The sequence below is a fragment of the Kribbella sp. NPDC055071 genome, from assembly GCF_053608045.1.
Genome location: NZ_JBSGUS010000015.1, coordinates 84,398 through 109,072 on the forward strand (window position 1 = coordinate 84,398; position 24,675 = coordinate 109,072).

At 68.7% G+C, this 24,675-nt stretch carries 20 protein-coding genes and 1 pseudogene; 11 read left to right on the plus strand and 10 right to left on the minus strand.

Features of this window, described 5'->3' with window-relative positions:
• Positions 1–44: 44 nt before the first annotated feature.
• The 3 genes from ACWF4Z_RS24405 to ACWF4Z_RS24415 all read right to left on the minus strand — a co-directional run bounded on the left by ACWF4Z_RS24405 (position 45) and on the right by ACWF4Z_RS24415 (position 4,016).
• The gene (locus tag ACWF4Z_RS24405; protein ID WP_452245444.1) at positions 45–2,177 is read right to left on the minus strand and encodes an alpha/beta hydrolase-fold protein; all 2,133 of its coding nucleotides are present in this window, start codon (positions 2,175–2,177) and stop codon (positions 45–47) included.
• Between the two features lie 184 nt (positions 2,178–2,361).
• Positions 2,362–3,153, minus strand: coding sequence for an enoyl-CoA hydratase/isomerase family protein (locus ACWF4Z_RS24410; RefSeq protein WP_452245445.1), 792 nt, complete (start codon positions 3,151–3,153; stop codon positions 2,362–2,364).
• A 32-nt stretch (positions 3,154–3,185) separates the two neighbouring features.
• Entirely contained in the window at positions 3,186–4,016 is an 831-nt protein-coding gene (locus tag ACWF4Z_RS24415; RefSeq protein ID WP_452245446.1) for a PaaX family transcriptional regulator, read from the minus strand.
• Positions 4,017–4,182: 166 nt separating this feature from the next.
• Between ACWF4Z_RS24415 and ACWF4Z_RS24420 the strand changes: the two genes are divergently transcribed.
• Together ACWF4Z_RS24420 and ACWF4Z_RS24425 are read left to right on the plus strand one after the other, a co-directional pair.
• The gene (locus ACWF4Z_RS24420) at positions 4,183–4,350 is read left to right on the plus strand and encodes a DUF3117 domain-containing protein (RefSeq protein ID WP_012923066.1); all 168 of its coding nucleotides are present in this window, start codon (positions 4,183–4,185) and stop codon (positions 4,348–4,350) included.
• Between the two features lie 185 nt (positions 4,351–4,535).
• Positions 4,536–6,050 carry a leucyl aminopeptidase family protein gene (locus ACWF4Z_RS24425; protein ID WP_452245447.1) on the plus strand — a complete coding sequence of 505 codons (1,515 nt, stop codon included), beginning with the start codon at positions 4,536–4,538 and terminating at the stop codon, positions 6,048–6,050.
• A 1-nt stretch (position 6,051) separates the two neighbouring features.
• On the opposite strand, the gene ACWF4Z_RS24430 is transcribed toward ACWF4Z_RS24425, so the two are convergent.
• The 4 genes from ACWF4Z_RS24430 to ACWF4Z_RS24445 form a co-directional block, all read right to left on the minus strand.
• On the minus strand, positions 6,052–6,912 hold the full coding sequence (locus ACWF4Z_RS24430; protein ID WP_452245448.1) for an oxidoreductase: 861 nt from the start codon (positions 6,910–6,912) through the stop codon (positions 6,052–6,054).
• A 72-nt stretch (positions 6,913–6,984) separates the two neighbouring features.
• The gene (locus tag ACWF4Z_RS24435; RefSeq protein WP_452245449.1) at positions 6,985–8,223 is read right to left on the minus strand and encodes a hypothetical protein; all 1,239 of its coding nucleotides are present in this window, start codon (positions 8,221–8,223) and stop codon (positions 6,985–6,987) included.
• A 70-nt stretch (positions 8,224–8,293) separates the two neighbouring features.
• Positions 8,294–9,451 carry a glycogen synthase gene (gene glgA, locus ACWF4Z_RS24440; protein WP_452245450.1) on the minus strand — a complete coding sequence of 386 codons (1,158 nt, stop codon included), beginning with the start codon at positions 9,449–9,451 and terminating at the stop codon, positions 8,294–8,296.
• 18 nt (positions 9,452–9,469) lie between these two features.
• Positions 9,470–10,015 carry a GNAT family N-acetyltransferase gene (locus ACWF4Z_RS24445; protein WP_452245451.1) on the minus strand — a complete coding sequence of 182 codons (546 nt, stop codon included), beginning with the start codon at positions 10,013–10,015 and terminating at the stop codon, positions 9,470–9,472.
• Between the two features lie 64 nt (positions 10,016–10,079).
• Between ACWF4Z_RS24445 and glgC the strand changes: the two are divergent.
• The 4 genes and pseudogenes from glgC to ACWF4Z_RS24465 all read left to right on the plus strand — a co-directional run.
• Positions 10,080–11,288: pseudogene (glgC, locus tag ACWF4Z_RS24450) on the plus strand (glucose-1-phosphate adenylyltransferase); the annotation flags it as partial.
• Between the two features lie 92 nt (positions 11,289–11,380).
• Positions 11,381–12,628: a kynureninase gene (gene kynU / locus ACWF4Z_RS24455; RefSeq protein WP_452245452.1), complete on the plus strand. Its 1,248-nt coding sequence runs from the start codon at positions 11,381–11,383 to the stop codon at positions 12,626–12,628.
• On the plus strand, positions 12,625–13,926 hold the full coding sequence (locus ACWF4Z_RS24460) for an FAD-dependent oxidoreductase (RefSeq protein ID WP_452245453.1): 1,302 nt from the start codon (positions 12,625–12,627) through the stop codon (positions 13,924–13,926). The genes kynU and ACWF4Z_RS24460 overlap by 4 nt, the downstream gene beginning before the upstream one ends.
• Entirely contained in the window at positions 13,923–15,425 is a 1,503-nt protein-coding gene (locus ACWF4Z_RS24465) for a 2-hydroxymuconic semialdehyde dehydrogenase (protein WP_452245454.1), read from the plus strand. The genes ACWF4Z_RS24460 and ACWF4Z_RS24465 overlap by 4 nt, the downstream gene beginning before the upstream one ends.
• Here ACWF4Z_RS24465 and ACWF4Z_RS24470 read toward each other — a convergent pair whose 3' ends face one another.
• Positions 15,426–18,908 carry a tetratricopeptide repeat protein gene (locus tag ACWF4Z_RS24470; protein WP_452245455.1) on the minus strand — a complete coding sequence of 1,161 codons (3,483 nt, stop codon included), beginning with the start codon at positions 18,906–18,908 and terminating at the stop codon, positions 15,426–15,428. It abuts the gene before it with no gap.
• Between the two features lie 158 nt (positions 18,909–19,066).
• On the opposite strand from ACWF4Z_RS24470, the gene ACWF4Z_RS24475 reads away from it, so the two are divergent.
• From ACWF4Z_RS24475 to ACWF4Z_RS24490, 4 genes are read left to right on the plus strand one after another with little or no spacing between them, the layout of a single operon-like run.
• Positions 19,067–19,510: a RidA family protein gene (locus tag ACWF4Z_RS24475; RefSeq protein ID WP_452245456.1), complete on the plus strand. Its 444-nt coding sequence runs from the start codon at positions 19,067–19,069 to the stop codon at positions 19,508–19,510.
• A gap of 2 nt (positions 19,511–19,512) precedes the next feature.
• Positions 19,513–20,031 carry a 3-hydroxyanthranilate 3,4-dioxygenase gene (locus ACWF4Z_RS24480; protein ID WP_452245457.1) on the plus strand — a complete coding sequence of 173 codons (519 nt, stop codon included), beginning with the start codon at positions 19,513–19,515 and terminating at the stop codon, positions 20,029–20,031.
• Positions 20,032–20,056: 25 nt separating this feature from the next.
• Positions 20,057–21,052, plus strand: coding sequence for an amidohydrolase family protein (locus ACWF4Z_RS24485; RefSeq protein WP_452245458.1), 996 nt, complete (start codon positions 20,057–20,059; stop codon positions 21,050–21,052).
• Positions 21,049–21,771, plus strand: a complete 723-nt coding sequence (locus ACWF4Z_RS24490; protein WP_452245459.1) for an alpha/beta hydrolase family protein — start codon at positions 21,049–21,051, stop codon at positions 21,769–21,771. The genes ACWF4Z_RS24485 and ACWF4Z_RS24490 overlap by 4 nt, the downstream gene beginning before the upstream one ends.
• A 190-nt stretch (positions 21,772–21,961) precedes the next feature.
• On the opposite strand, the gene ACWF4Z_RS24495 is transcribed toward ACWF4Z_RS24490, so the two are convergent.
• Together ACWF4Z_RS24495 and ACWF4Z_RS24500 are read right to left on the minus strand one after the other, a co-directional pair.
• Positions 21,962–22,651: an O-methyltransferase gene (locus ACWF4Z_RS24495; RefSeq protein WP_452245460.1), complete on the minus strand. Its 690-nt coding sequence runs from the start codon at positions 22,649–22,651 to the stop codon at positions 21,962–21,964.
• A 173-nt stretch (positions 22,652–22,824) separates the two neighbouring features.
• The gene (locus ACWF4Z_RS24500; protein ID WP_134108530.1) at positions 22,825–23,607 is read right to left on the minus strand and encodes a DeoR/GlpR family DNA-binding transcription regulator; all 783 of its coding nucleotides are present in this window, start codon (positions 23,605–23,607) and stop codon (positions 22,825–22,827) included.
• 124 nt (positions 23,608–23,731) lie between these two features.
• Between ACWF4Z_RS24500 and ACWF4Z_RS24505 the strand changes: the two genes are divergently transcribed.
• Positions 23,732–24,643 carry an SIS domain-containing protein gene (locus ACWF4Z_RS24505; RefSeq protein WP_452245461.1) on the plus strand — a complete coding sequence of 304 codons (912 nt, stop codon included), beginning with the start codon at positions 23,732–23,734 and terminating at the stop codon, positions 24,641–24,643.
• Positions 24,644–24,675 lie beyond the last annotated feature (32 nt).

Here is a 24,675-nt window from a genome sequence, read left to right on the forward strand (position 1 = left end):
GCGGTCGGGGGGCCCACCAAACCTCCACGAACCCTTGACTTTCCTTAAGAGGCAGAGTTTTCGCCGGTCGGGCCGAAGGTCGTGTGAAAGACGTCGGTGCCGGTCAAGCCCGACAGGTGAGCTCGCGTCGGCGTCGCTGTGAGGTACAGGTTGGCCTCCGCGAAGGGATCGGCGGCATCGTCGTCGGCGGTCCCGAACTGACGGGTCCAGACCCGGGTGTGATCGCCGGCGTACTTGGTCAGCACCGCGTCGAACTTCCCCAGTGGCGTCCCCAACGCTCCATCCGTGAATCCGCCCACATACACGTTGCCGGCCGGGTCGACCGCAACCGCGGCACCCTTGTCGTTCCCCGTCGTACCGAACTGGTCCCGCCAGGTGAGTACGCCGTCGGCATCGGCCCGGGCAACGATGAAGTCCTTGTCCCCGATGAGTGATCCGGAGAAGTCGCCCGCGGTGTAGCCGGTCAGATAGACACCGCCGGCGGGGTCGCCCGCGAGCCCCCACACCTCGTCGGACGCGGCCGTCCCGAACTGCCTCACCCAGGCAGGCTCGCCGGCCGTCGAGTAGCGCGCGACAAACCCGTCGATCCCGCCGGCCGACGTACCAAGCGCACCCGCCGTCATGCCCGCCAGATACACGGCACCGTCGGAGACCGCGATCGCCATCCCCTTGTCCTCGCCCGCACTCCCGACCTGCCGCAACCACACCAGCCGGCCGTCACCATCGAGCCGAGCAACGAACACGTCCTTGTCGCCCTGGTTCGCGCTACCCAACGAGCCCTTCGTGTAGCCGGCCACGTAGATGTCGGATCCGTCGACGGCCACCGAGTAGCTCCGATCAGCAACCCCGGGTACGCCGAACTGCGTCAGCCACCGGCGGTTGCCCGCAGCATCGAACTGAGCCACAAACCCATCATCAGAAGCATTCCCGGCATGCGTCCCGTCGAGATCGCCTCCGGTGTACCCAGTCACCACCACGCGACCGGAGTCGTCGACGGCAACGCCGTACGGGCGTTCTGTCGCACTGGTCCCGAGTGAGCGGGTCCACTCGCGGGTTCCGTCCGGCCGGGTCTTGGTCAGTGCGATGTCCGTGCCGCCGGCGTAGGGCTGCCCGTCGAGTGGTCCGGCGACCGCCATTGCCTGGTAAATGTTGCCTGAGGCATCAGTTGCGATTCCGCCGGCGCGATCGTCGCCCGGCGTGCCGGTGATGGTCGCCTGCATCGGCGTGGCCGGTGGCTTTCCGAGGTACTGGAAGATGTACTTCGCGCCGTCGGCGAACGTCGGTCCCCAGACGTCCCAGTCGTGTCCGCCGTCGACGACCCGGAACTCCGAGGTCAGGTTCGGCACCCGGACCGCCTGGTTGAAGACGATGTGTGCCTCGAAGTCGAGGTCGTGGGTGGCGTCGATCGCCTTCGGGTTCTTGTACTCGTCGTCGCCGACCGCGATGTACAGGTGCGACGGCAACTTCTTGGCCGCGAACGACTTCAGCGCCGCCGGCCAGTTCAGCCGCAGGTACGCCGCCTCCGAGAACGGATCCTTACCCTTGCCGAAGGCACCGAATTCCCGGGTGCTCGAATCCGCCGGTGGCAACGGGAAGTACACCGCCGGGCTCAGCACGATCGACGCACCGAAGACCTCCGGATGTGCCAGCGCGTAACGCAACGCCCCCGCGCCACCCATCGAGTATCCGGCGATCGCCCGCCCGGTCCGGTCCGCGATCGTCCGGTACGCCGCGTCGATCGACGGCACCAGGTCCCGGAAGAACGCCGTCTCCACCGGCCGGCCCGGATCTGAGCCCGTGTACGCCGAGTCGACGTACCAGCCGGCGCGGTTGCTCCACGGCGCGTCCGGCATGATCGCGATCGTCGGCGGGATCTCGCCGGATCCGATCAGCTCGTCGAGGCGGCTCTTCACCTGCGTCCAGGCCGCCATCGAGTCGCCGCGCCCGTGCAGGAGGTAGAGGACCGGATACCGCTGGGTCGACTCGGCGTATCCGGCCGGCAGGTAGACGTTGTAGTCGATGTTCTCGCCGAGCGTGGGTGATCGCAGGCTCGCGGCGGTGATGGTCCCGGGCCGGACGACGGCAGGCTGGTCGCTGGGCGCAGCGGCCGAGCCGGGTACGACGAAGCTCCCGACCAGCGTGGCGGCGGTCAGGACAGGCAGCAGCAGTTTCCTCACACCCACGTTGTAATCGCTTACGTAAACGATTACAAGAGCAAAGACAAACCCCAGTTCACCGCTGAGGCCTCTGGCCTGTGGTGGGGGCAGCCGGTTCTGCTCGCAGTGCGGAGTGGGGGAAGACAGGTTGTTGGCAGGGAGGTGCGAGCCGGTGGGAGAGGCGGGTCGTTGGTGAGGGACGGGGTCAGTGGCCTTGGAAGGTTGGTTTTTGTTTGGCTACGAAGGAGGCGACGGCGTTGTGGTGGTCGGCGGTGTCGCCGGTGAGTTGCATGCGGGTGGCTTCGAAGGCGAGGGATTCGGCGAGTGTGTGGGTGGCCGAGTAGTTGACCGACTGGCGGACGGCGCCGTACGCGACTGTTGGGCCAGCGGCGAGCTTCGCGGCCAGCTCGGCTGCGGTGCCGGCCAGGTCGGCGGCGGGGACGACCGAGGTGGCGAGGCCGAGGTCGAGGGCTTCGGCAGCGGGGATCGTGCGCGGGAAGTACAGGAGCTCGAGCGCCTTGGCCCGGCCGATCAGGCGGGGGAGGGTCCAGGAGATTCCGGTGTCGCAGGACAGCGCGATCCCGGTGAAGGCGAGGTTGAAGCCGGCCGTGTCCGCGACGATCCGGAAGTCGCTCGCGAACGCCATCGACGCGCCCGCTCCGGCCGCGACCCCGTTGACGGCCGCGATCACCGGCTTCGGCATCTCGGTCAGTGCGAGGGCGATCGGCGCGTAGTGGTCCGGCACCGTGCTCCACAGCGCGTCCGTGTCGTTCGCCTCGAGCAGTCCGATGTGTTCCTTCAGGTCCTGCCCGACGCAGAACGCCCGCCCGGTCCCGGTCAGGACCACAGCGCGTACGGCGCTGTCCTCGGCGGCGGCCTGGATCGTGTCGCGGAGCAGGACCTTGGTGGCGATGTCGAGCGCGTTCATCGCGTCCGGACGGTTCAGTGTGATGGTGCCTACGCCCTCGGCGACGGTGTAGACAACAGAGTCACTCATCGTGGTCAGCTCCTCGACAGTCGGTGAGAATTTCAGTGCAGTGTCAGGCAGTTGTCGACGAAACGCCCGGCCGCGGGGCTCAGTCGTTCGGCGTGAAAATCGAAGAACTCGGCCGCCCGCGTGCCGGCCCAGTCGTCCGGCAGCAACTCGTCCGGCAACCCGGGATCCCGGAACAGGAACTTGCGCCATTCGTGCACGAGCTCGGACCGTACGGCGAACGCCTGCTCGTCGGAGGTGCCGGTCGTCGATTCAGGCCCGGCGCCGTCCACCAGCCGCTTCGCCTCGATCAGCCACGCGTCGTACGACGCACCGAGCTCGTCGAGTCGCCAGACCCGGCGGGCGAACTCGACCGCGCCGTCGTCGATCGGTGCCCGGAAGCGGTCCGCGGCGATCCCTTCCATGCCGAGGATCTGGTCGACCTCGGCGTCGTTGCGCAGCCCGACCCAGGCGCCGCCGGACAGCGGAGCCCAACCCAGAAAGGCGAGTTGGCTCTCGAGTTGGTCGCGGCGGCGAGCGTTCGGGACCTCGCGGAGGATGCCCAGGTGCCAGTGCCGGTCCCAGTCGCCGGACCCCTCCGCACCGCTCGCGACCGGGGTCCCGTCGGGAGCCGTGCGGTAGATCCGGGCGGCCGCGTCGTCGAGGCGGCGACGCGCCCGGGACGTCAGGGCATAACCGGGTTGGCCATCGAGGCGGACCGGCTCCAGCCACCCCTGGCGAACCATCCGCGACACGGCGGTGCGGACCGCCGGTGGATGGACGCGCAGCGGCGCCAGCAGCCGGACCAGGGCGGCCACCGGGGCCTGCGCGCCACGCGCGCGCAGGTGGTCGCCGTAGAGGTCGAAAAGGGCTGAACGGGCGTGCACAAGACTTGAGTCTGCCGTATGGTGCACGGCCTTGGCCTGGGATCGGGAATAATGGGGTGCGATACACACTGCGATACGCGCCGACGGCGCATCACCGCAACGGCGCCGGCGACGGTTCCCGGCGCGGTGTCGTCGCTCAACACCGACACTGGGAAGGGGTGCGCGCATGGCGGCGATGAAGCCGCGGACGGGCGATGGTCCGCTCGAGGTCACCAAGGAGGGCCGGGGGATCGTGATGCGGGTTCCGCTCGAGGGCGGCGGTCGGCTCGTCGTCGAGCTGAATGCCGACGAAGCCACCGAGCTCGGCAACGCGCTCAAGGCAGTCGTCGGCTGACCGACTCCTCCGGGGGTGCCTTCGCACCTCAGCCACATCACTTCGACCCCGGTGGGTGCCCTTTCCGGCACCGGCCGGGGTCGTTACGGTTATCCCGCAAATAGAACGTCGTCCAATACATCCAGCGCCGCACATCCAGCATCCGGGCACAACCAGCCTTTGATCACACCAGTGAGGTCGTCCTAGTGGCTCGCCGCAGCAGTTCCCCCTCCTTCCCGACTCTTCCGGCCGTCGCCTGGCAGCCTGGCCTGCCGGTGCACGGCGCCCCGACCTGGGTGTTCGTGGTCGGTGCGGACGGCCTGCCGGGCGTGGCGAAGGAGGCCGGTGAACGCCTCGGTGTCGATCTCGACCGATTGCTCGAGGCTCAGCAGGCGACCGGCTTCACGCCATCGGCCGGCGCGACCGCGTCGTACCCGCTGCTGACCGGAGACGTGGCCGAGGTCCTGCTGGTCGGGGCCGGCGCCGGTACGGCGAAGGACCTGCGACACGCCGGTGCGGCGATCGCCCGGTTCGGCCGCGGCAAGGACGAGCTGACCACGGTTGTTGCTGAGGGCATCGATGATGCCGGGCTGCAGGCGTTCGCCGAAGGCGTCGTGCTGGGCTCGTTCACCTACACGCTGAAGACGATCGATCCGGGCAAGCCGATCCTGACCCGCCTCACCCTGACCGACGGCTCGGACGCGACCCGCCAGTCAGCCCTGGATCGCGGCGTCGTGATCGGGCGGACCGGCTGGCTGGCGCGGCAGCTCGCGACCACCCCGTCGAACGAGAAGGACCCGGCCTGGCTGGCCGCCCGCGCCACCGAGCTGGCCGCGGAGTCCGGCCTCGCGGTGACGGTCTGGGACGAGAAGAAGCTCGCCGCGGAAGGGTTCGGCGGCATCCTCGCCGTCGGCAAGGGCTCGACCCGGCCGCCGCGGTTCATCCGGCTCGACTATGTGCCGCAGGGTGCCAAGAAGGACACGCCGTACGTCGTCCTGGTCGGCAAGGGCATCACCTACGACACCGGTGGCCTGTCGATCAAGCCGCGCGAGGGCATGGTCTCGATGAAGCGCGACATGACCGGCGGCGGCTCGGTGATCGCGACCATGGCCGCGCTGCGCGAGCTCGGTGCGCAGGTCAAGGTGACCGGCCTGATCTGCGCCGCGGAGAACATGCCTTCGGGTACGGCGTTCCGCCCGGATGACGTGATCCGCCACTACGGCGGCCGCACCACCGAGGTGAAGAACACCGACGCCGAGGGCCGGCTGGTGCTGGCCGACGGGCTCGCATACGCCGTCAAGGAGCTCAAGCCCGACGTCCTCGTCGACATCGCCACGCTGACCGGCGCGATCAAGGTATCGCTCGGATCGATGCTGTACGGCGGAATGTTCGCGACCGACGACGCCCTGGCCGACAACCTCGCCGACGCCGGTCGCGTCTCCGGCGAGGAGCTGTGGCGGATGCCGCTGCCGGGCGAGTACGAGGAGCTGATCGCGACCCCGATCGCCGACTCCGTGAACAGCTCGAAGGGCCCGGGGTCGATCACCGCCGCCCTCTTCCTGAAGGCGTTCACGGGCGATCTTCCCTGGGCCCACCTCGACCTGTCGTCGATCGCGGAGTCCCCGTCCGACCGCTTCGAGTACTCGACCGGTGCCACCGGAGCCGGCGCCCGCCTGCTCACCACGTGGCTGACCTCCGCCGGCCCCACCGCCGGCATCTAACTCACCCCTGGTCGCCGATGGTGTCGAGTTCTGCGATGGCGTCTGCTGGGAGGACGAGCTCCGCTGCGGCGGTGTTTTCGCGGAGGTGGGCGATCGAGGAGGTGCCGGGAATGACGACGCTGGTCGAGGATCGCTGCAGGAGCCAGGCGAGCGCGACCTGCTGCGGTGTGGCGTCGAGGCGAGCGGCGACCTTGGCCAGGGTCTCGGACTGCAGCGGGCTGAAGCCACCGAGCGGGAAGAACGACGCGAACGCGATGTTGTGCTCGGCGCAGTAGTCGACCACGTCGTCGTCGTCGCGCTGGACCAGGTTGTAGAGGTTCTGCACGGTCACGATCGGGGCGATCGCCTGGGCCTCACGGATCTGGGCGACCGTGACGCCGCTCAGGCCGAGATGCCGGATCAGGCCTTCCTGCTGCAGCTCGACCAGCGCGGTGAACGGCTCGGCGATCGAGTCGTCGCTGTGGCCCAGGCGCGCGGCCGACCGGAAGTTGACCACGTCGAGAACATCCAGACCGAGGTGCTCGAGGTTCTCGTGCACGGCGCGCTTGAGGTCGTCCGGCTCGAGCGACGGGTTCCAACTGGCGTCGTCACCCCGGCGGGCCCCCACCTTGGTGACAAGGTGCAGGTCCGCCGGGTACGGGTACAGGGCCTCCTTGATCAGTTCGTTGACGACGGTCGGGCCGTAGAAGTCGCTGGTGTCGATGTGGGTGATACCGAGCTCGACGACCTCACGCAACACGGCGAGGGCCGTATCCCGGTCCTTCGGCGGGCCGAAGACGCCCGGTCCGGCCAGCTGCATAGCGCCGAACCCCATCCGCGTGATGGTCAGGTCGTCGGCGAGGGTGATGGTTGGATTTGTCATACCTCCCACTGTTGGTCCGGCGGGGTCGGACAGGGAGTACCCCGCTGATCCTGGTACTGGGAGGGCACAGGCTCAGGCGCGGCGAGCGAAGGCGCGGACGATCTCCGGGTACGCCGCGAACGCCGTACCGAAGTGGTCGACCGGACCCATCGAGTGCACGGTCACCTGCGCGCCGCGGGATCGGAGCTCGTTCGCGCAGACGTCGGCGTTGACGGGGACGACGTCGGTGTCCTTGGTGCCGTTGTAGAGGTGCACCGGCACGCGCGGCGTCCAGTCCTGGCAGATCTGGTCGGCCTGGCGCAGCGCTTGCAGGAAGCGGCCGGTCGGGTGCTCGATTCGCTGGAGGAACTGCGGCGTGAACAGCTTCTGTGGCGAGTCCGGCAGTGCCTTCAGGATCTCCTCGTCGGGATGGGTGCCGTCGAACAACCCCTCGATCGTCGTCGCGTACGGCGCCTGGAAAGCCTCGCGTGGGTCGTCGTACAGCCCGACGGTCCGGTTCCAGGTGGTGATGAAGTACGCGAGGTAGAACGCCGCTGTCGCCGGCGCGACCCGGCCGTCGAAGATCCCGGGGATCTCGCTGCCGAGCAGGTCGTACGGTCCGGAGACGGCCCGGAGCTCGCCGAGCCGGAACGGCCCGGCCTCGCCGCGGCTCAGCGCCCGGCCGAGCCCGATCGAGGCGCGGCCGCCCTGGGAGAAGCCGGTGACCAGCACGTCCCGCTTCAGCGCGACGCCGTGCTCGGCCGCGAAGGAACGGGCCGCGAGCAACATGTCGACAGATGCGGTGGTCTCGCTCTTGGTGTCGATGTACGGGTGCAGTCCCGGCCCGAGCCCGAGCCCGAGGTAGTCGGGCGCGACGCCGACCAGGCCCGCGCCGGCGAAGAGCGTGGTCACCAGCCGGTCGGTCGAGGTGTCGCTGACGGAGGCGACGTACGCCTTGGTCGCGTTGGTCCCGTGCAGGTACTCGGCGGCGGTCAGTGCGCCCCGGCGCCCGTCCGGCAGCACGACGATCCCGCTGGCGGTCGTCGGCCGTCCGTTGACGTCGATCGTGCGGTAGATCAGCCGGTACACGGTGACGCCGTACCGAGCCGGCGGTGAGTTGGCGAAGTCACTCGCGGCGGCGTCGAGCTGGGCCGCCGTCAGGTGGGCAATCGGGACCGAGGAGACGAGCGAGCCGCGCTGGGCATGAACGCTGGTGACGGCAGCCTCCGACAGCGTCGGCCGGCTGACAGAGGCAAAGGCCGAGAGCGGCATGGCAATCAGGGCAGCGCCGGAGAGCGAGGCTGCAACGATCTTGGTCAGTCGAGGTGTCATGCCCCCAACTCAACCGTCCCGGACCGCCCGCAAGAATGGGGAGGACCCCCGGGCCTAGGTGGGCTTTTGTCTACCCCAGCAGGCTGTTGTAGAGCTGCACGGTGCGATCCGCGACCGCGTCCCAGCCGAACTCCGAGACGGCCCGGACCCGGCCCGCCTTGCCCATCGCTTCGGCCTTGGCGGGGTTGTCGACGAGCTCGTTGATGCCCGCGGCCAGGGCGCGCTCGAACGTGTCGGTGTCGTTCTCGTCGTACGGAACGAGGGTGCCGGTGACACCGTCGTCGACCACCTCGGGGATGCCGCCGACCGCGCTGGCGACGACGGCGGTCTCGCAGGCCATCGCCTCCAGGTTGACGATGCCGAGCGGCTCGTAGATCGACGGGCAGCAGAAGGCGAGTGCGTGCGTCAGGACCTGCCGGACCTCGTCGCGCGGCAGCATCTCGGACACCACGAACACGCCGTCACGAGCCAGCTTGAGGTCATCGATCAGCGCGTCGGTCTCCGCCTTCAGCTCGACCGTGTCGGCCGCGCCGGCGAGCAGGACCAGTTGGACCGACGGGTCGAGGCGCAGTCCGGCGCGGAGCAGGTGCGGGACGCCCTTCTGCCGGGTGATGCGACCGACGAAAGTCACGTACGGGCGGTCCAGGTCGACTCCGAGCCGTTCGAGCACGGTCGTCGACGGGTCCGGGTGGTAGAAGTCGGCATCGATCCCGTTCGAGATCACCTGGACCTTGGCCGGATCGATCGACGGGTAGCAGTCCAGTACGTCGTCCCGCATCCCACGACTCACCGCGACCACAGCATCGGCAGCTTCGTACGCCGTCCGCTCGGCCCAGCTGGAGAGCCGGTAGCCGCCGCCGAGCTGCTCGGCCTTCCACGGGCGGCGCGGCTCGAGCGAGTGCGCAGTCACCACGTGCGGGACGTCGTACAGGAGCTTGGCCCAGTGGCCGGCCATGTTGGCGTACCAGGTGTGGGAGTGCACCAGTTGCGCGTCGCCGACCGCGGCCGTCATGGTCAGGTCGGTGGACAGGATCCGCAGCGCCGCATTCGCGTCCGGAATCCGCGGGTCGTCCTCGGAGTGCGCGGTCGCACCGAGCCTCGGCTCGCCCATGGCGTGCACGTCCACGTCGATCAGGCGGCGCAACTCGCGGACCAGGAAGTCCACGTGCACCCCCGCCCCGCCGTACACGTCCGGAGGAAACTCACGCGTCAGGATCGCCACCTTCATGAGCCTGACGATAGGACATCACGCCAGTTGTGTCGGTACCCAGAAACGAAGCTTTCCGTGTCGCTCGTCCTCCAGCTCGCCGCCGGCTGCCTGGATCACCTTCCGCGAGCCCACGTTGTCGAGGTCGCAGGTCACCAGCACCGGATCGATGCCGAGACCACCGGCGAGCGGGACGGCCTGGGTCAGCATCCGGGTGGCGTGGCCCTGGCGGCGCGCCGACGGGCGGACGCCGTACGTGATGTGACCGCCGAGCTCGAGCAGCGGCGGGGTGAGCTCGTGCCGGATCGAGAGGCGGCCGAGGAACTCGACGCCGTCGACGAACCAGAGCACGGTCTGGTGCACGAGTCCGGGCGCCAGCTCGGTCTCCTCGTCGGCCTCGGTCCGGATCGCCTCGACCATCCGGGCGAACTCGGCCGGGTCGGTCGCCTGCTCGCGGCTCCACTCCTCCTCGTCGGCCCGGATCGTCCGCGCGCCCATCCACCGGTCCTCCGCCGGCCCGAACTCGTCCCAAGCCGCCAGGAACGACGAGTGAACGGCAACGGTCGGTACGACGAGGATCGGCATCTTTACAGTGTCGCGACACTCGCAACCGCTTATGCCTCCGGGCTCTCGGAGCTAAGGTGCGGACATGGCAAAGGCGCCCAGAGTTCTCGGTATCGTGCTGGCCGGTGGTGAGGGGAAGCGGCTGATGCCGCTGACGGCGGACCGGGCCAAACCGGCCGTCCCGTTCGGGGGCAGTTATCGCCTGATCGATTTCGTCCTGTCGAACCTGGTGAACGCCGGCATCCGGAACCTGTTCGTCCTGACGCAGTACAAGTCCCACTCGCTGGACCGCCATGTCACGGTGACCTGGCGGATGTCCACGCTGCTGGGCAACTTCGTCAGCTGTGTGCCCGCGCAGCAGCGGCTCGGCCCGCAGTGGTACCAGGGCAGCGCGGACGCGATCTACCAGTCGATGAACCTGATCGACGACTTCCAGCCCGACATCATCGTCGTGTTCGGCGCCGACCACGTCTACCGGATGGACGCCTCCACGATGGTCGCGGCCCACATCCAGCGCGGGAACGGCGTGACCGTGGCCGGGATCCGGGTGCCGCGGGTGGAGGCGTCCGAGTTCGGCGTGATCAAGACCGGCGCGGACGGGCATGTCATCGACGAGTTCCTGGAGAAGCCGGCCGATCCACCGGGGCTGCCGGACTCGCCGGACGAGACGTTCGCCTCGATGGGGAACTACGTCTTCAGCGCGGACGTCCTGGTCGAGGCGCTCAAGAAGGACGCGGCGAACCCGGCGTCACGCCACGACATGGGCGGCGACATCGTCCCAATGATGGTTGCCGAGGGCAAGGCCGGGGTCTACGACTTCCAGGAGAACGACGTACCGGGTGCGCTCGATCGCGATCGCTCGTACTGGCGCGACGTCGGTTCGCTGGACTCGTACCACGAGGCACACATGGACCTGGTCTCGATCCAGCCGGTGTTCAACCTCTACAACTCGGACTGGCCGATCTTCACCTCGCACCCGCAGTTGCCGGGCGCGAAGTTCACCGACAACGCGACCGTCGGCGAGTCGATCGTCTGCCAGGGGTCGATCGTCTCGGGCGCGTGCGTGGACCATTCCGTGATCGGGTCCAACGTGGTCGTGAGCTCGGGGGCTCGGGTCGAGCGCTCGGTGATCATGGACAACTGCAAGATCGGTGCGAACGCCGTCCTCAAGAACGTGATCCTGGACAAGAACGTGGTCGTCCCGGCCGGCGTCGAGATCGGTGTCGATCCCGACGACGACCGGGCGCGAGGCTTCACCGTGTCCAAGGGTGGCGTGACCGTGCTCGGCAAGGGCCAGGTGATCGAGGCTCCTCCGGTGGTTTCGGAGAAGCCGGCCGAGCCTGCGCCGGCGGATTCTGAGGTGGCGGCGGAAGAGGTTGCCGAGGCGTGAGCGCTGAGGGCGAGGCACGCGAGCTTGATGTCACGGACCCCGGGCATCGCGAGCTGTTCGACGTACCCCCGGCACAGGGCGGTGACTACCCCGAGGTCGCGTATTTCGCCGGGAACTCGTTAGGTCTGCGCCCTCGGGCGACCCGCGACGAGCTCCTCGAGGACCTGGACGCCTGGGCCGCTCTGGGCGTCGAAGGGCATCTCGACGCGGATCGGCCGTGGCTGCCGTACCACGAGCTGCTCACCGGCCCCGCGTCCCGGCTGGTCGGTGCGCTGCCCCAGGAGACGGTCGTGATGAACTCGCTGACCGTCAACCTGCATCTGCTGATGGTCTCGTTCTACCGTCCGACCCCGTCACGGCATCGGATCGTGATCGAGGACTCGGCGTTCCCGTCCGACAGTTACGCCGTCCGCTCGCAAGCCCGCTTTCACGGGTACGACGCCGACGACGCGATCATCCGGCTGCGGCCACGGCCCGGCGAAGACAGTCTGCGTACGTCGGATGTCGTCGAGCAACTGGGTGGCGACGTAGCCCTCGTCCTGCTCGGCGGGGTGAATTACCTGACCGGTGAGCTGATGGACATTCCCACGATCACCGCGGCCGGCCAGGCCGCTGGGGCGATTGTCGGCTGGGATCTGGCCCATGCGGCCGGGAATGTGCCGTTGTCGTTGCACGATTGGGGTGTGGACTTCGCCGCGTGGTGCTCGTACAAGTACCTCAACGCCGGGCCCGGGGCGCTGGCCGCTGCCTTCGTGCATGAACGGCATCTGGACGCCTCGCTCCCGCGGTTCGAGGGTTGGTGGAGTACGGAGGCGTCCACGCGGTTCGAGATGACGGCCGAATGCCGGCCGCCGGCGTCGGCGGATGCCTGGCAGGTCTCGAACCCGCCGATCTTCTCGATGAGCCCGGTGCGGACGTCGTTGGAGATCTTCGACAAGATCGGGATCGGGGCGCTGCGCGAACGCAGCCTGCGCTTGACGTCGTACCTGGAGAAGCTCTTGACCGAGGTGACGATCGGGCAGGTCATCACGCCGTCCGATCCGGCGCGAAGGGGTGCGCAGTTGTCGTTGCGGATCAGCGGGATGCGGGCGGGTGAGCTGGCCCGGCGCCTGCGGTTCGAGTACGGCGTGATCGCGGATGCGCGCGAGCCCGACGTCCTGCGGCTCGCACCGGTGCCGCTGTACTCGAGTTATCACGACTGCTGGCGGGCCGCGTCCGCCCTGGCCGAGGTGGTGCCGGCATGAAGGTCGCGATCGTCGGAGCGGGGCTGACGGGAAGTCTGCTGGCGTGCTTTCTGGCGCGTCGCGGCCTGACGGTTGCCCTGTACGAGCGTCGCCCGGACCCGCGGGTCGCCCAGGCCGAACGCGGCCGCTCGATCAACCTGGCCATCTCCGAGCGCGGGCTGAACGCGTTGCGGAAGATCGGCCTGGTCGACCAGGTGATGGCGGACGCGCTGCCGATGAGGGGCCGGATGATCCATCCGGTCTCAGGACCGTTGGACTTCCACCAGTATTCGGTGGCGGGCGATCGGGCCATCAACTCGATCAGCCGGGGTGTGCTGAACAACGCGCTGCTGTCGGCGGCTGCGGACGCTCCCGGAGTCTCGGTCGCCTTCGAGCATCGGCTCGTGGAGCTGGACTCCCAGGCCGGCCGGATGGTGTTCGCGACGCCGTCGGGGAAGGTCTCGGTCAGCGCTGATGTGGTGCTGGGGGCGGACGGTGCGGGCTCCGCGGTGCGGGAGCAATTGCTTGCCGAGGGCATCGTGGCCGAAGATGTCGATTTCCTTGACTACGGCTACAAAGAGCTCTCGATCCCTGCCGCCCAAGGGGAATTCGCCCTCGATCCCGGCGCCCTGCACATCTGGCCGCGGGGGACCTCGATGATGATCGCCCTGCCCAACCCGGACCGTTCCTTCACCTGCACGCTCTTCTGGCCGTCCGGATCCTTCGATGCGCTGGTGGCCTCGAAGGACATCGAGGAGCACTTCCGGGTCAACTACCCGGATCTGTTGCCGTTGGCACCGAATCTCGTCGACGACTACCTGCACAACCCGGTCGGTGTGCTCGGCACCGTCCACACGTTGCCGTGGCAGGCACACGGCCGTACGGCGCTGATCGGTGACGCGGCCCACGCGATCGTCCCGTTCTACGGCCAGGGCGCGAACTGTGCGTTCGAGGATGTCGTCGAGCTGAACCGTTGCCTCGACGACACCGGTGGGTCGTGGGCGCGGGCGTTGCCGTTGTTCGAGGCCCGACGGCGCGAGAACACCGAGGCCATCGCGGAGATGGCGCTGGCCAACTTCGTCGAGATGCGCGACAAGGTGGCCTCTCTGGTGTTCCGGCTGACCAAGCGGGTCGAGCACGGACTGGAACGACTCCTGCCCGGCACGTACGTCTCGCGGTACGAGTTGGTGTCGTTCTCGAACACGCCGTACGCCGAGGTGCAGCGTCGCGTGCATCGCCAGCATCAACTGCTGGGAGCGGGCGCTCTCGCCGCCGTCGGGGCCTTGATGACGCTGGCGCGGATGCGGAGACGCCGATGAGCCTGTGGTCGCCGTCGCTGCTGACGGGCCGCCCCGACTCGGTCGGGCTGCTGCGGCATTTCGTGGCCGGTGAGTTCGTCGAGAGTCCGTCGACGTTCGCGAAGCTCAGCCCGGTGACCGGGGAGCAGATCTTCGATGTCTGTGAGGCCGACGCCGGGACCGTGGACGCGGCGGTCGGGGCTGCTCGGGCGGCGTTGAAGGGCCCGTGGGGGTCCATGAGCGAGCAAGAACGAGCCGCCGTGCTGCGGCGGGTCGCGGACGAGCTGGAACGGCGGTTCGAAGACCTGGTGGCGGCCGAGGTCGGCGACACCGGGAAGTCGATCAGTCAGGCCCGGACGCTCGACATCCCGCGGGGTGCGGCGAACTTCCGGGCCTTCGCCGATTTCGCCACGACCGCGGCGAACGAGTCGTACCCGACCGTCCTGGCGGACGGGCGACGGGCGCTGAACTACGCCGTCCGGAAGCCGGTCGGTGTGGTGGCGATCGTCGTACCGTGGAACCTGCCGCTGCTGCTGCTGACGTGGAAGGTCGCGCCGGCCCTTGCCTGCGGCAACGCCGTTGTGGTCAAGCCGTCCGAGGAGACGCCGGCGTCGGCGACCGTACTGGCCGAGGTGATGGCGGCGGCCGGCGTACCGCCTGGTGTCTTCAACCTCGTGCACGGTTTCGGGCCGTCGTCGGCGGGGGAGTACCTGACCCGGCATCCCGGTGTGGACGCGATCACGTTCACCGGCGAGTCCGCCACCGGGACTGCGATCGCCAAGGTCGCGGCGGATCGGGTCAAGGCGGTCTCCTTCGAGCTCGGCGGGAAGAACGCCGGAATCGTCTTCGCCGACTCCGATCTGGACGCCGCGGTGGAGGGCTCGGTCCGTTCGGTCTTCACCAACGGCGGGCAGGTCTGCCTGTGCACCGAGCGCCTGTACGTCGAGCGCCCGATCTTCCACGAGTTCGCCGCCAGGCTGGCTGCGCGGGCCGACGAGTTGCGCTTCGGGTGGCCCAGCGACGAGGCCACGATGAACATGCCGCTGATCTCGAAACAGCACCGCGACAAGGTGCTCTCGTACTACGACCTCGCCCGGGCCGAAGGCGCCGACGTGCTCGCGGGCGGCGGCGTACCGTCGTTCGGCGACGCCCGCGACGGTGGTTGCTACGTGCAACCAACCGTGGTGACCGGTCTGCCGGCCGACGCCCGGACCAACCGCGAGGAGGTCTTCGGCCCAATCTGCCATATTGCGCCGTTCGACGACGAGGACGAGGCGTACGCACTCGCGAACGACTCGGACTACGGGCTGGCGGCAACTATCTGGACCCGCGACGTCGGCCGCGCCCACCGCGCCGGACCCGCGTTGGACGTAGGCATCGTCTGGGTGAACACCTGGTTCCTCCGAGACCTCCGCACCCCCTTCGGCGGCATGAAACTCTCCGGCGTCGGCCGCGAAGGCGGCAGACACTCCCTCGACTTCTACTCCGAACTGACCAACGTCTGCATCGAGCTGACCTGATCAGCTCCGGGTCAGTCTGGCGATCAACGGGGCCACGGTGTCGGCACCGACGAAAGCGCCGAGCTCGCGCAGATCCGTGATCACGTCGGGCACGACGTTCGCGGGCGCCCCGGCGGCGATCAGGTCCGCCAGCAGTCTGTCGGCGGCGTCTGGATACCCCAGCGCGGTCGCGAAGACCACGAGCAGGAGGCGATCTCGCTCGTCGCCCTGAAGCCCACGCAGTGCGTCGAGCCGGCCGGGAACATCATCGGGCAGATCCGCCCCGAGCTTGGTGACCGATGCCGCAACCGCCTGCTCGAGCAACGGCCGGGCAGTGTCCTCAGCGCCTTGGTACAACCACGACAAGGCCTGTCTGTACCAGGCATCGCCGTTCGAGGGTTCAAGCTCGGCGGCCCGCGTGAAGTCGGCAGTGGCCGCCGGATAGTGGCCCATGGCCAGGTAGGTCTGGCCCCGGCCGATCAAGAGCGACGCGCGGGTGGGGGCGAGCTCGATCGCCCGGGTGAGGTCGCTGACCGCGGCAGGGTAGTCGCCGCGTCGGCGGAAGAAGTCACCGCGCATGCCGAGGGTGAGCCCGTGGGTGGGAGCGAGCTGGACGGCTTGGTCGAGATCGCGGCGTGCCGCGTCCGCGTTGCCCAGGAGTCTGTGCGCCCAGGCACGGAGCGCAAGGACCGAGTGTTCGTGCGGGAGGATCCGGTGGATGCTCTCGAAGTCTTCGAGTGCGGCCTGGAAGTCGCCCCGATAGATCTGCATCTGGGCTCGCTTGGCCAGGGCGGGAAGATCGTCCGGATTGAGTGCGATCGCCCGGTCCAGCTCGGTCAGCGCAAGGGCCCGATCGTCGTCGGCCAGCAGCGATCCGCGCGCGCTGAACACTTCCGCGGACTCGGGCTCGAGCTCGGCGGCGCGGTCCAGGTCCGCGAGTGCCCCGCGGTGATCGCCGGCTTGGTGCCGGACGTTCGCGCGGACGACGCGGAGCCGAGCCGACCGCGGTTCCAGTTCGAGCGCCCGGTCGAGATCGGCGAGGGACTCGGCGAACCTCTCGAGCTCCGCGTAGACCTCTGCCCGGGTGCTGAGCGTGCTGGTGTCGTCAGGATCCAGCTCGAGCGCGCGCCCGAAATCTCGCAGGGCGTCGTCGAGCCGGCCCGCGGCGTGATACATCACTCCTCTGCTGCCGTGCAGAAAGGCGTCGTTCGGGTCCTGGTCGATCAACCGGGAGAGCTCCGCGATCCCGTCGGCCGGGTCCTGGGCGGAGAACTGGATCCAGACTCGGAGGAGCGTCACCTCGTCGCCGAACTCCGGGCCGGACAGGTGGTCGAAGTCGGCGAGTGCTTCGTCGCGTCGTCCCAGGGCCGTGAGGAGGACGGCCCGGTTGAGGCGAGCGACGGGTGAGTTCGGCTCGAGGTCCAGGACCCGGCCGAGGTCGGCCAAGGCCTCGGTGAACCGGCCGAGCTCGCTGAGGAAGTCGGCCCGCAGGGTCAGCCAGGCCGGTTCGGTCGGTGCCAGCGCCACGGCCCGGTCGAGATCGGCCTTCGCTTCGGTGTTGCGGTGCAGGTCCGCGTAGAGCAGTCCCCTGGACGAGACGTACGACGGATCCGCGGGGCGCAGGGCGATCGCACGGTCGATGTCCGCGAGCGCCGCGTCGTACTGGTTCAGCAGGCGGTGGACCTCGCTCCGGCCGGCGACGGCGATGCTGTAGTTCGGCGCCAGCCGCACTGCCGCGTCCAGCGCGACCAAGGCCTGGTCGTAATCGCCGAGCTTGCCGAGGGTCGCTCCGCGCATTTCCAGGCTCGCCGCGCCGGCGGCGTACAGCAGGTCGGCCCGATCGAGATCTCGCAGGGCGGCTTCGTGCTCACCCATCCTGGTGTGCAGTGCGACGCGGGCGAGCAGCGTCAGCCACCGGTGCGACTTGTCCATCGTCGGATCGCCGGCAAGGTTGTCGAGCAGGTCGAGCTCGCCGCGGATGCCACCGAGCAGCCACGCACCGAGCTGCTCGCCGCGGGCCTGGATCACCTCGGCCCCCGAATCGTGCCCGGCCTGCGCGATCGTGCGGGCCCAGCGGATCGTGCGGTCGGCGGTCCAGCGATAGACCTGGATCAACCCGTGCAGGGCGTTCTGCAGCGCGGGCGCTCCGCTCGCGCACAGGTCGTGGTAGGTCTCCTCGAGCTTCAGGTCCTGCCAGCGGTTGTCCTTCCACTCCTCCCCGGCCGGAACCCCGAGCCGTTCCTGCCTGGTCCGGTAGTGATCGGTCAGTGCACGGTGGCGGATCGGCCAGTCGCCCGGGCCGGCGCGGCGGAACGAGCGAATCATCGCCGTCCGGACGACGGGGTGGAAGTAGTAGCCGTCTGTCTGGGCGACGACGAACGGAAGCCTGCGCAGCCACTCGAAGTCGGCGGTCGGACCCGCCGCGAGCGTGAGGGTGTCACGGTCCAGCCGGCGGGGCAGCGAGGCGTCCAGGGCGGCGCGTCGTTCGGGATCGGACAATCCCTTCAGGGCGAGGTCGACCGCGGTGTCGGTGGGATCCGTCGTACCCGCCGTCCCGTCGGTCACGGTCGCGGCCAGCATGGCGACGAGCACCGGGAGGCGGCCGGACAGCTCGAGGACGAGGTCCACCGTCGCGGCATCGACGACACCGCGGGCGGCGAGGAGCTCATGCGCCTCGGCGTCGGTGAACACCTGCAGCTCGACATCGGCGCGGATGTCCAGGTAGTCGGCCCAGAGATTGGCGTCCAGCGGCCGCCGGCCCGACAGCACCAGGACGGTGTCTTCGGGGAGGTGACCGAACTGGCCGGCCAGCAACTGCCGGAGCCAGTCGTCGAGGAACGTCCCGGTCTCCTCGAAGGTATCGACGAACAGTACGAGCGGCCGCTCGCCGAGCTGCCACAGGTCGGTGACGAAGGCCGTACTGAGGATCTCGATCGGCTCGAGCAGGAGGTCGGGATCGTGCTTGCGGCCGAACCGGCGCGCGAGGAAGGCACGGGCCTGGTCGACCAGCAGCGCCGCTTCCTGCTTGTCGATCTCGCCGGTGACCGCGCCGACCACGGGGATGCCGTCCACCGCGCGCAGACCGATCCGGGTCGCCGAGCGGGTCAGCAGCGACGAGATGCCGGTCGGAGCGTTCGGATCGGCGTCGACGGCCCGCCGGGCCTTGCGGTACTGCGCCAGCTTCCGGCTGAACCCGGCACACTCGTGGCCGGAGTCGGCCAGGGTGCTCGCAAGTTGTTCGAGCGCCGACGGTACGTCGTACGCCTGATCGACGGCTCCGGTCGCGCAGCCGTGCTCGTCGGCGAGTTGTCGCCAGCGCCGGACCAGCGTCGTCTTGCCGACGCCGGCGGTGCCGTGCACGCTGAAGACGAAGCGGCGCCGCGGGTCGGATGCCGGGAGGACCAGATTGCGCTCGAACAGGGCCAGCGGCTCCTCGCGCCCGACGAAGACGACGTTGCGCCGGGCCCGGATCTGATCCTGCAGGGAAGGTCTCCGCTCGCCCACCCTCAGGCCCCCAGTTCCGTCCTCGGCAGCTCGTCCGGTCCATGCCCTGCGGTCCCGCGACCACGGAGGTCCGATGGTAGCCGAGGCCGCCGGACCGGGCGACGCGGCGTGAGTCGTGGGTCCTTGGCGGGTGCGAAGTCGTGGGGCAAGGTGTTCTCGTGGCTGATGCGAACGTGATGGCGGCGAAGGTGGTGGCGGGGAAGGCGGTTCCGCGGGGGCGGTTTCCGCATGTGAAGGTCGTGGGTGGGTTCGCGTTCGTCTCGGGGACGTCGAGCCGGTTGCCGGACAACACGATTGCCGGCGCCTCCGTCGATGCGTTGGGGACGGTGGCGCTCGATATCGGGGTGCAGACCCGGGCCGTGCTGGAGAACATCGCGGACATCCTGGCGGCGGTCGGGGCGGGCCTCGATGATCTGGTCAGCGTGACGACGTACCTGGTGTCGATGAACGACTTCGGCGGGTACAACGAGGTGTATGGGGAATTCTTCGACGAGTCCGGTCCCGCTCGGACGACCGTCGCTGTTCATCAGTTGCCGCATCCACAGTTGCTGATCGAGATATCCGGCATCGCGGCGATCCCGCGGCGTGCGGAGGAGGAGTAGGCATGGCGAAGCTGGAGTCGACGAACTTTCCGGAGTGGATCGAGGACAACAAGCATCTGCTGAAGCCGCCGGTGGGCAACAAGCAGATGTTCCCGACCGGCGACGACTTCATCACGATGGTAGTGGGTGGGCCGAACCAGCGCACCGACTTCCACGTGGATCCCTACGAGGAGTTCTTCTACCAGATCAAAGGCACCATGCACGTCGACGTGATGACCGAGGACGGACCGGCCCGGGTCGACATCAACGAGGGGGAGCTGTGGGTGCTGCCGCGGAGCATGCCGCACTCGCCGCAGCGTGACGCGGACTCGATCGGCCTGGTGATCGAGCGGGTCCGTGAGCAGGGCACGCTGGAGAAGTTCCGCTGGTACTGCGCCAACTGCAACGCGATCGTGCACGAGGTCGAGTTGCAGGTGAACGACATCGTCGCCGACCTTCCGCCGGTGTTCAAGGCGTTCTACGAGAGCGAGGAAGCGCGGACGTGCCCGAACTGCGGCACGGTGCACCCGGGAAAGGGCTAGGCGTGGCGACCGGCCGGGGTGTCGCGTGACGGTTGACGTTCACACCCACCTGGTCCCGCACGGGTGGCCGGATCTGGCGGCGGCGTGTGGCGGGGACGGGTGGCCGTGGCTGCGGATCGACTCCGAGCGCGCGGCGATGATCATGATCGGCGAGACCGAGTTCCGCCCGATCGGACCACAGGCTTGGGATCCGGGCGCCCGTCGGACGGATATGGATGCCGACGGCATCGATGTCCAGGTGGTGTCGCCGACGCCGGTGTTCTTCGGGTACGACCGGCCGGCCGCGCAGGCGGTCAAGCTGGCAAGGATCTTCAACGATCTGACCCTGGAGACGCTTGCCGGGGACAACCGGTTCGTGCCGTTCTGCCAGGTGCCGCTGCAGGATCCGGAGGCGGCCTGCGCCGAGCTCGATCGCTGCCGGGCCGCCGGACATGCCGGTGTCGAGATCGGGAATCACGTCGGCGACAAGGATCTCGACGATGCCGGTATCGTTGCCTTCCTCAACCATTGCGCCGAGACCGGGATGCCCGTGCTGGTGCATCCGTGGGACATGCCGGGCGGTCCGCGGCTGGATCGGTGGATGGCCCGCTGGCTGACCGGGATGCCGGCCGAGACCCATCTGTCCCTGATCGCGATGATCCTCGGAGGTGCTTTCGACGCGCTTCCGCCGTACCTGCGGATCTGTTTCGCCCATGGCGGTGGGAGTTTCGCGTTCTGGCTGGGGCGCCTGGAGAACGCCTGGCACCGGCGCGGGGACATCGTGCGTGGTTGCTCCGAGCATCCACCGTCGCACTACCTCGACCGGTTCTTCGTCGACACGGTGGTGTTCGAATCAGCGCCTTTACGGCTTCTTGTGGATACCGTGGGGGAAGATCGCGTTCTGGTCGGCAGTGACTATCCCTATCCATTGGGTGAGCGGCCGGTCGGGGAGGTGGTACGGAAGGCCGGTTTCCTGACCGCGGATCAGCAGCTGAAACTGCTGTCCACCAACGCTCTTCGCTATCTCGGGAGGTCCGAATGAGTGAAGACCGATCGGTGTTGTCCCGGAAGGCCCGGGAGCCCGACGAGGAGCTCCGGTACGGCGACCATGCGCTCCAGGTGATGGATCACTGGCACGCGAAGGACTACCGGCCGTTGGTTGTGCTGGTGCACGGTGGTTTCTGGCGGCCGGACTACGACCGTACGCATCTGCGGCCGCTCGGTGCCGCCCTCTCCGACCTCGGCTGGCCGGTGGTGTCGCTGGAGTACCGCCGCGAGCCCGGTAACCCCGACCTCACGACGTCTGACGTTCGTACGGCGCTCGACGCGCTGCCCGACCTGGTCGACGTCCACGCCGGCTATGTGCTGATCGGTCACTCCGCCGGTGGGCAGTTGGCGATGTGGGCCGCCGCGACGCTCAATCCGGTCCGTCTGCGCGCTCTGATCGCGCTCGCGCCGGTCGCCGACCTCCTGATGGCTGACCGGCTGGGCCTCGACGACGGCGCCGTACAGGACTTCATCGGCAGCGGCGTCCGCAACGACCTCGACCCCGTCCACCTGCCGCCGTCCATCGCGCCGGTGTCTCTGATCCACGGCCGCAACGACACCGTCGTCCCGATCGCCGTCACCGAGTCCTACTTCAGCGCACACCCCACCGCCCACTTCATCCGCGTAGAAGACTGCGGACACTACGAACTCATAGACCCCCGAACCGACCCCTGGCACCAACTAACCACCGAACTAACCCGCCTCACCGGCTGACCCGAAACCGCCCGCGCTGGTGCCGCTCAGCACCGCGCAGGCAACTGATGCCGGCGCAGCGCTTCCTCCAAAGAAACCGATAAACATACTAATCACCGGACATCTTAGTATGTTTGTTGGTTTCTTTAGCATGTTCTTCAGCCTGCACCGTCACCGTCGGTGTGACGCAGTCACTCTTTGTGTGGCTGGCTTAGGGGAGGCGTTTGGCGGCGGTTAGGAGGCCTTCGGAGGTGGGGAGGAGGGCTGAGACCAGGTCGTCGTCTTCGCGGACTGCTCGGATCAGGTCGCGGAGGGCGGTGGTGTCGGGGTCGCGGTGGGCGGGGTCGGCTACCCGGCCGCCGGTGAGGATGCCGGCGAAGGCTACGACGCCGCCGGGGCGGAGCAGGCGGAGGGCCTCGTGCAGGTACGCCGTGTTCTCGCGGCGGTCGGCGTCGCAGAAGACCAGGTCGTAGTGGCCGTCGGTGAGTCTCGTGACCACGTCCAGGCCGGCGCCGGCGATCAGGCGGAAGCGGTTCGACGTGACGCCGGCGTCGAGGAACGTCTTGCGGGCCAGGCGCTGGTTCTCGGCGTCGATGTCGACGGTGGTGAGGCTGCCGTCGGTGCGCATCCCGCGCAGGAGCGCCAGCCCGGAGACGCCGGTGCCGGTGCCGATCTCGACGACTGCCTTCGCGCCCACGCCGGCAGCCAGCAGGCTCAGCGCGGCGGCCGTGCCGGGGCCGATCGGGGCGACTCCGCTTTCTTGCGCGCTCGCCCGTGCACCGGTGACGACTTCGTCCTCGCCGGTGTAGTCCTCGGCGTACGCCCAGGACGTCGGGTCGATGCCGGTGGCGATGATGCCCTCCCAAAGATCTGCCGAGTGTCGCGCCGCTGCATTCCTCATCCTGGTCCGAAGCCTAGCGGCACCGAGTCCGCATTCCGTGTCTCCCGCGCTGAGACTGCGCACTCCTGCTCATAACTATCTTCCTTGAATCAGATATGATCGACCTGAGCAGGTTTTGGAGCCTCTGAACGAGGCGCGGAGGATCCCGGGAGGTGCGGGCGATGAGAGTGCGGTCAGGCGCGGATGACGTCGATCCCGGCTTCCTTGAACACGGTCAGCTGGGACTCGTCGGCCTGCGCGTCGGTGACGAGGGTGTCGATCTCGCTCAGCTCGCAGATCCGGGCGAACGCGCGCTGCCCGAGCTTGGAGGAGTCGGCGACCACGACGACCTTGGCGGCCCGGCTGACGATCAGCTGGTTGATGTTCGCCTCGCCCTCGTGATGAGCGGTGGCGCCGGTCTCGTCGATCCCGTCCACGCCGATGAACGCGATGTCCAGGGACAGGTCGGACAGGATCCGGTGCGACAGCGGCCCGATCATCTCGTAGGACTGCGGCCGCGCGACGCCGCCGGTCAGCACCATCTTCACGTGCGGCCGCACGATCAGCTCGTTCGCGATGTTCAGCGCGTTGGTGACGAGGGTGAACGCCGGCTCGCCGTGCTCGGCCGACAACTCCGGCCGGGTCGCCAGCGTGCGCGCCACCTCGGAGATCGTGGTCCCGCCGTTCATCCCGATCACCATGCCGCGCCGCACCAGCGTGGCCGCCGCCTGCGCGATGCGCTGCTTCTCGGAGGCGAAACGCGCAGTCTTGTAGCGCAGCGGCAGGTCGTACGACACCGCGTTGGCGACCGCGCCGCCGCGGGTCCGGGTGAGGAGCTGCTGCTTCCCGAGGTGGTCCAGGTCGCGCCGGATCGTCGCCGCGGACACATGCAACTGCTCGGCGAGCTCGTCGACGTCGATGGCGCCCTTCTCGGCGAGCGACTCGAGCAAGGTGTTCAGGCGTTCATAACGCTTCACCCGGGGCTCCTCCTTCACACAATCAGTCAGCCGAGGTGGGGCTGGTTGGCACCATTCGATCACGTTCGAGCAGTTTCGACCATGACAAGCCCAGGACATGCCCAGCACAAGCGTGGAGACGACCATGACCCAGACCCCAGCGGTGAGCCCAGCGGCGAGCCCCTTCGTGACCACCGAGATCGCCACCCAGCCTGACCTCTGGCGGCAGGTTTCGGACGGTTTCGCGCAGTACGGCGGAGCACTTCCGCAGCGTGGTCAGCGCGTTGCCGCGGTCGGCTGCGGCACGTCGTGGTTCATGGCGATGGCGTACGCCGTACTCCGCGAGAGCCTGGGGCACGGCGAGACCGACGCCTTCGCGGGATCCGAGTTCCCGGCGGATCGCCAGTACGACGCCATCGTCGTGATCAGCCGCTCGGGGACGACGACCGAGGTGCTGGACCTGATCCGCGCGACCGACCTCCCGACCGTGGCGATCACCGCAACGCCGGGATCGCCGATCGTCGAGCTGGCCGATCAGACGATCATGCTGGACTTCGCCGATGAGCAGTCCGTTGTGCAAACCCGGTTCGCGACCACCACGCTGGGACTGCTGCGCGCATCGCTGGGTCAGGACCTCACGCAGGCCGCCGCGGACGCTCAGACCGCCCTGACCATCGACGTGGACGAGCTGGCCAAGCTGGAGCAGGTCACGTACGTCGGGACCGGCTGGACCATCGGTCTGGCCCACGAGGCCGCGCTGAAGCAGCGTGAGGCCGCGTCGGCGTGGACCGAGGCCTACCCGGCGATGGACTACCGGCACGGCCCGATCGCGATCGCCCAGCCCGGTCGCGGCGTCTGGATCTTCGGCGAGCCGCCGGCGGGTCTGCTCGACGACGTTGCCGCCACCGGTGCGACCGTCGTCCACCACCCGGACCTCGACCCGATGGCGTCTCTCGTCGTCGCCCAGCGCGTCGCCGTCGCGAAGTCGCTCGCCCTCGGCCTCAACCCCGACCAGCCCCGCAGCCTCACCCGCTCCGTCATCCTCGACCAGCAGTAGCGGCCGCGCTGGACAACCACACGTCCGACCGG

What these genes read in the sequence shown, in the direction of transcription:
- ACWF4Z_RS24495 (WP_452245460.1), bottom strand. Translation starts at nt 22,651, where the DNA reads ATGAGGAATGCAGCGGCGCGACACTCGGCAGATCTTTGGGAGGGCATC.
- ACWF4Z_RS24490 (WP_452245459.1), top strand. Translation starts at nt 21,049, where the DNA reads ATGAGTGAAGACCGATCGGTGTTGTCCCGGAAGGCCCGGGAGCCCGAC.
- glgA (WP_452245450.1), bottom strand. Translation starts at nt 9,451, where the DNA reads ATGAAGGTGGCGATCCTGACGCGTGAGTTTCCTCCGGACGTGTACGGC.
- ACWF4Z_RS24435 (WP_452245449.1), bottom strand. Translation starts at nt 8,223, where the DNA reads ATGACACCTCGACTGACCAAGATCGTTGCAGCCTCGCTCTCCGGCGCT.
- ACWF4Z_RS24505 (WP_452245461.1), top strand. Translation starts at nt 23,732, where the DNA reads ATGACCCAGACCCCAGCGGTGAGCCCAGCGGCGAGCCCCTTCGTGACC.
- ACWF4Z_RS24445 (WP_452245451.1), bottom strand. Translation starts at nt 10,015, where the DNA reads ATGCCGATCCTCGTCGTACCGACCGTTGCCGTTCACTCGTCGTTCCTG.
- ACWF4Z_RS24420 (WP_012923066.1), top strand. Translation starts at nt 4,183, where the DNA reads ATGGCGGCGATGAAGCCGCGGACGGGCGATGGTCCGCTCGAGGTCACC.
- ACWF4Z_RS24480 (WP_452245457.1), top strand. Translation starts at nt 19,513, where the DNA reads ATGGCGAAGCTGGAGTCGACGAACTTTCCGGAGTGGATCGAGGACAAC.
- ACWF4Z_RS24460 (WP_452245453.1), top strand. Translation starts at nt 12,625, where the DNA reads ATGAAGGTCGCGATCGTCGGAGCGGGGCTGACGGGAAGTCTGCTGGCG.
- ACWF4Z_RS24410 (WP_452245445.1), bottom strand. Translation starts at nt 3,153, where the DNA reads ATGAGTGACTCTGTTGTCTACACCGTCGCCGAGGGCGTAGGCACCATC.
- ACWF4Z_RS24465 (WP_452245454.1), top strand. Translation starts at nt 13,923, where the DNA reads ATGAGCCTGTGGTCGCCGTCGCTGCTGACGGGCCGCCCCGACTCGGTC.
- ACWF4Z_RS24430 (WP_452245448.1), bottom strand. Translation starts at nt 6,912, where the DNA reads ATGACAAATCCAACCATCACCCTCGCCGACGACCTGACCATCACGCGG.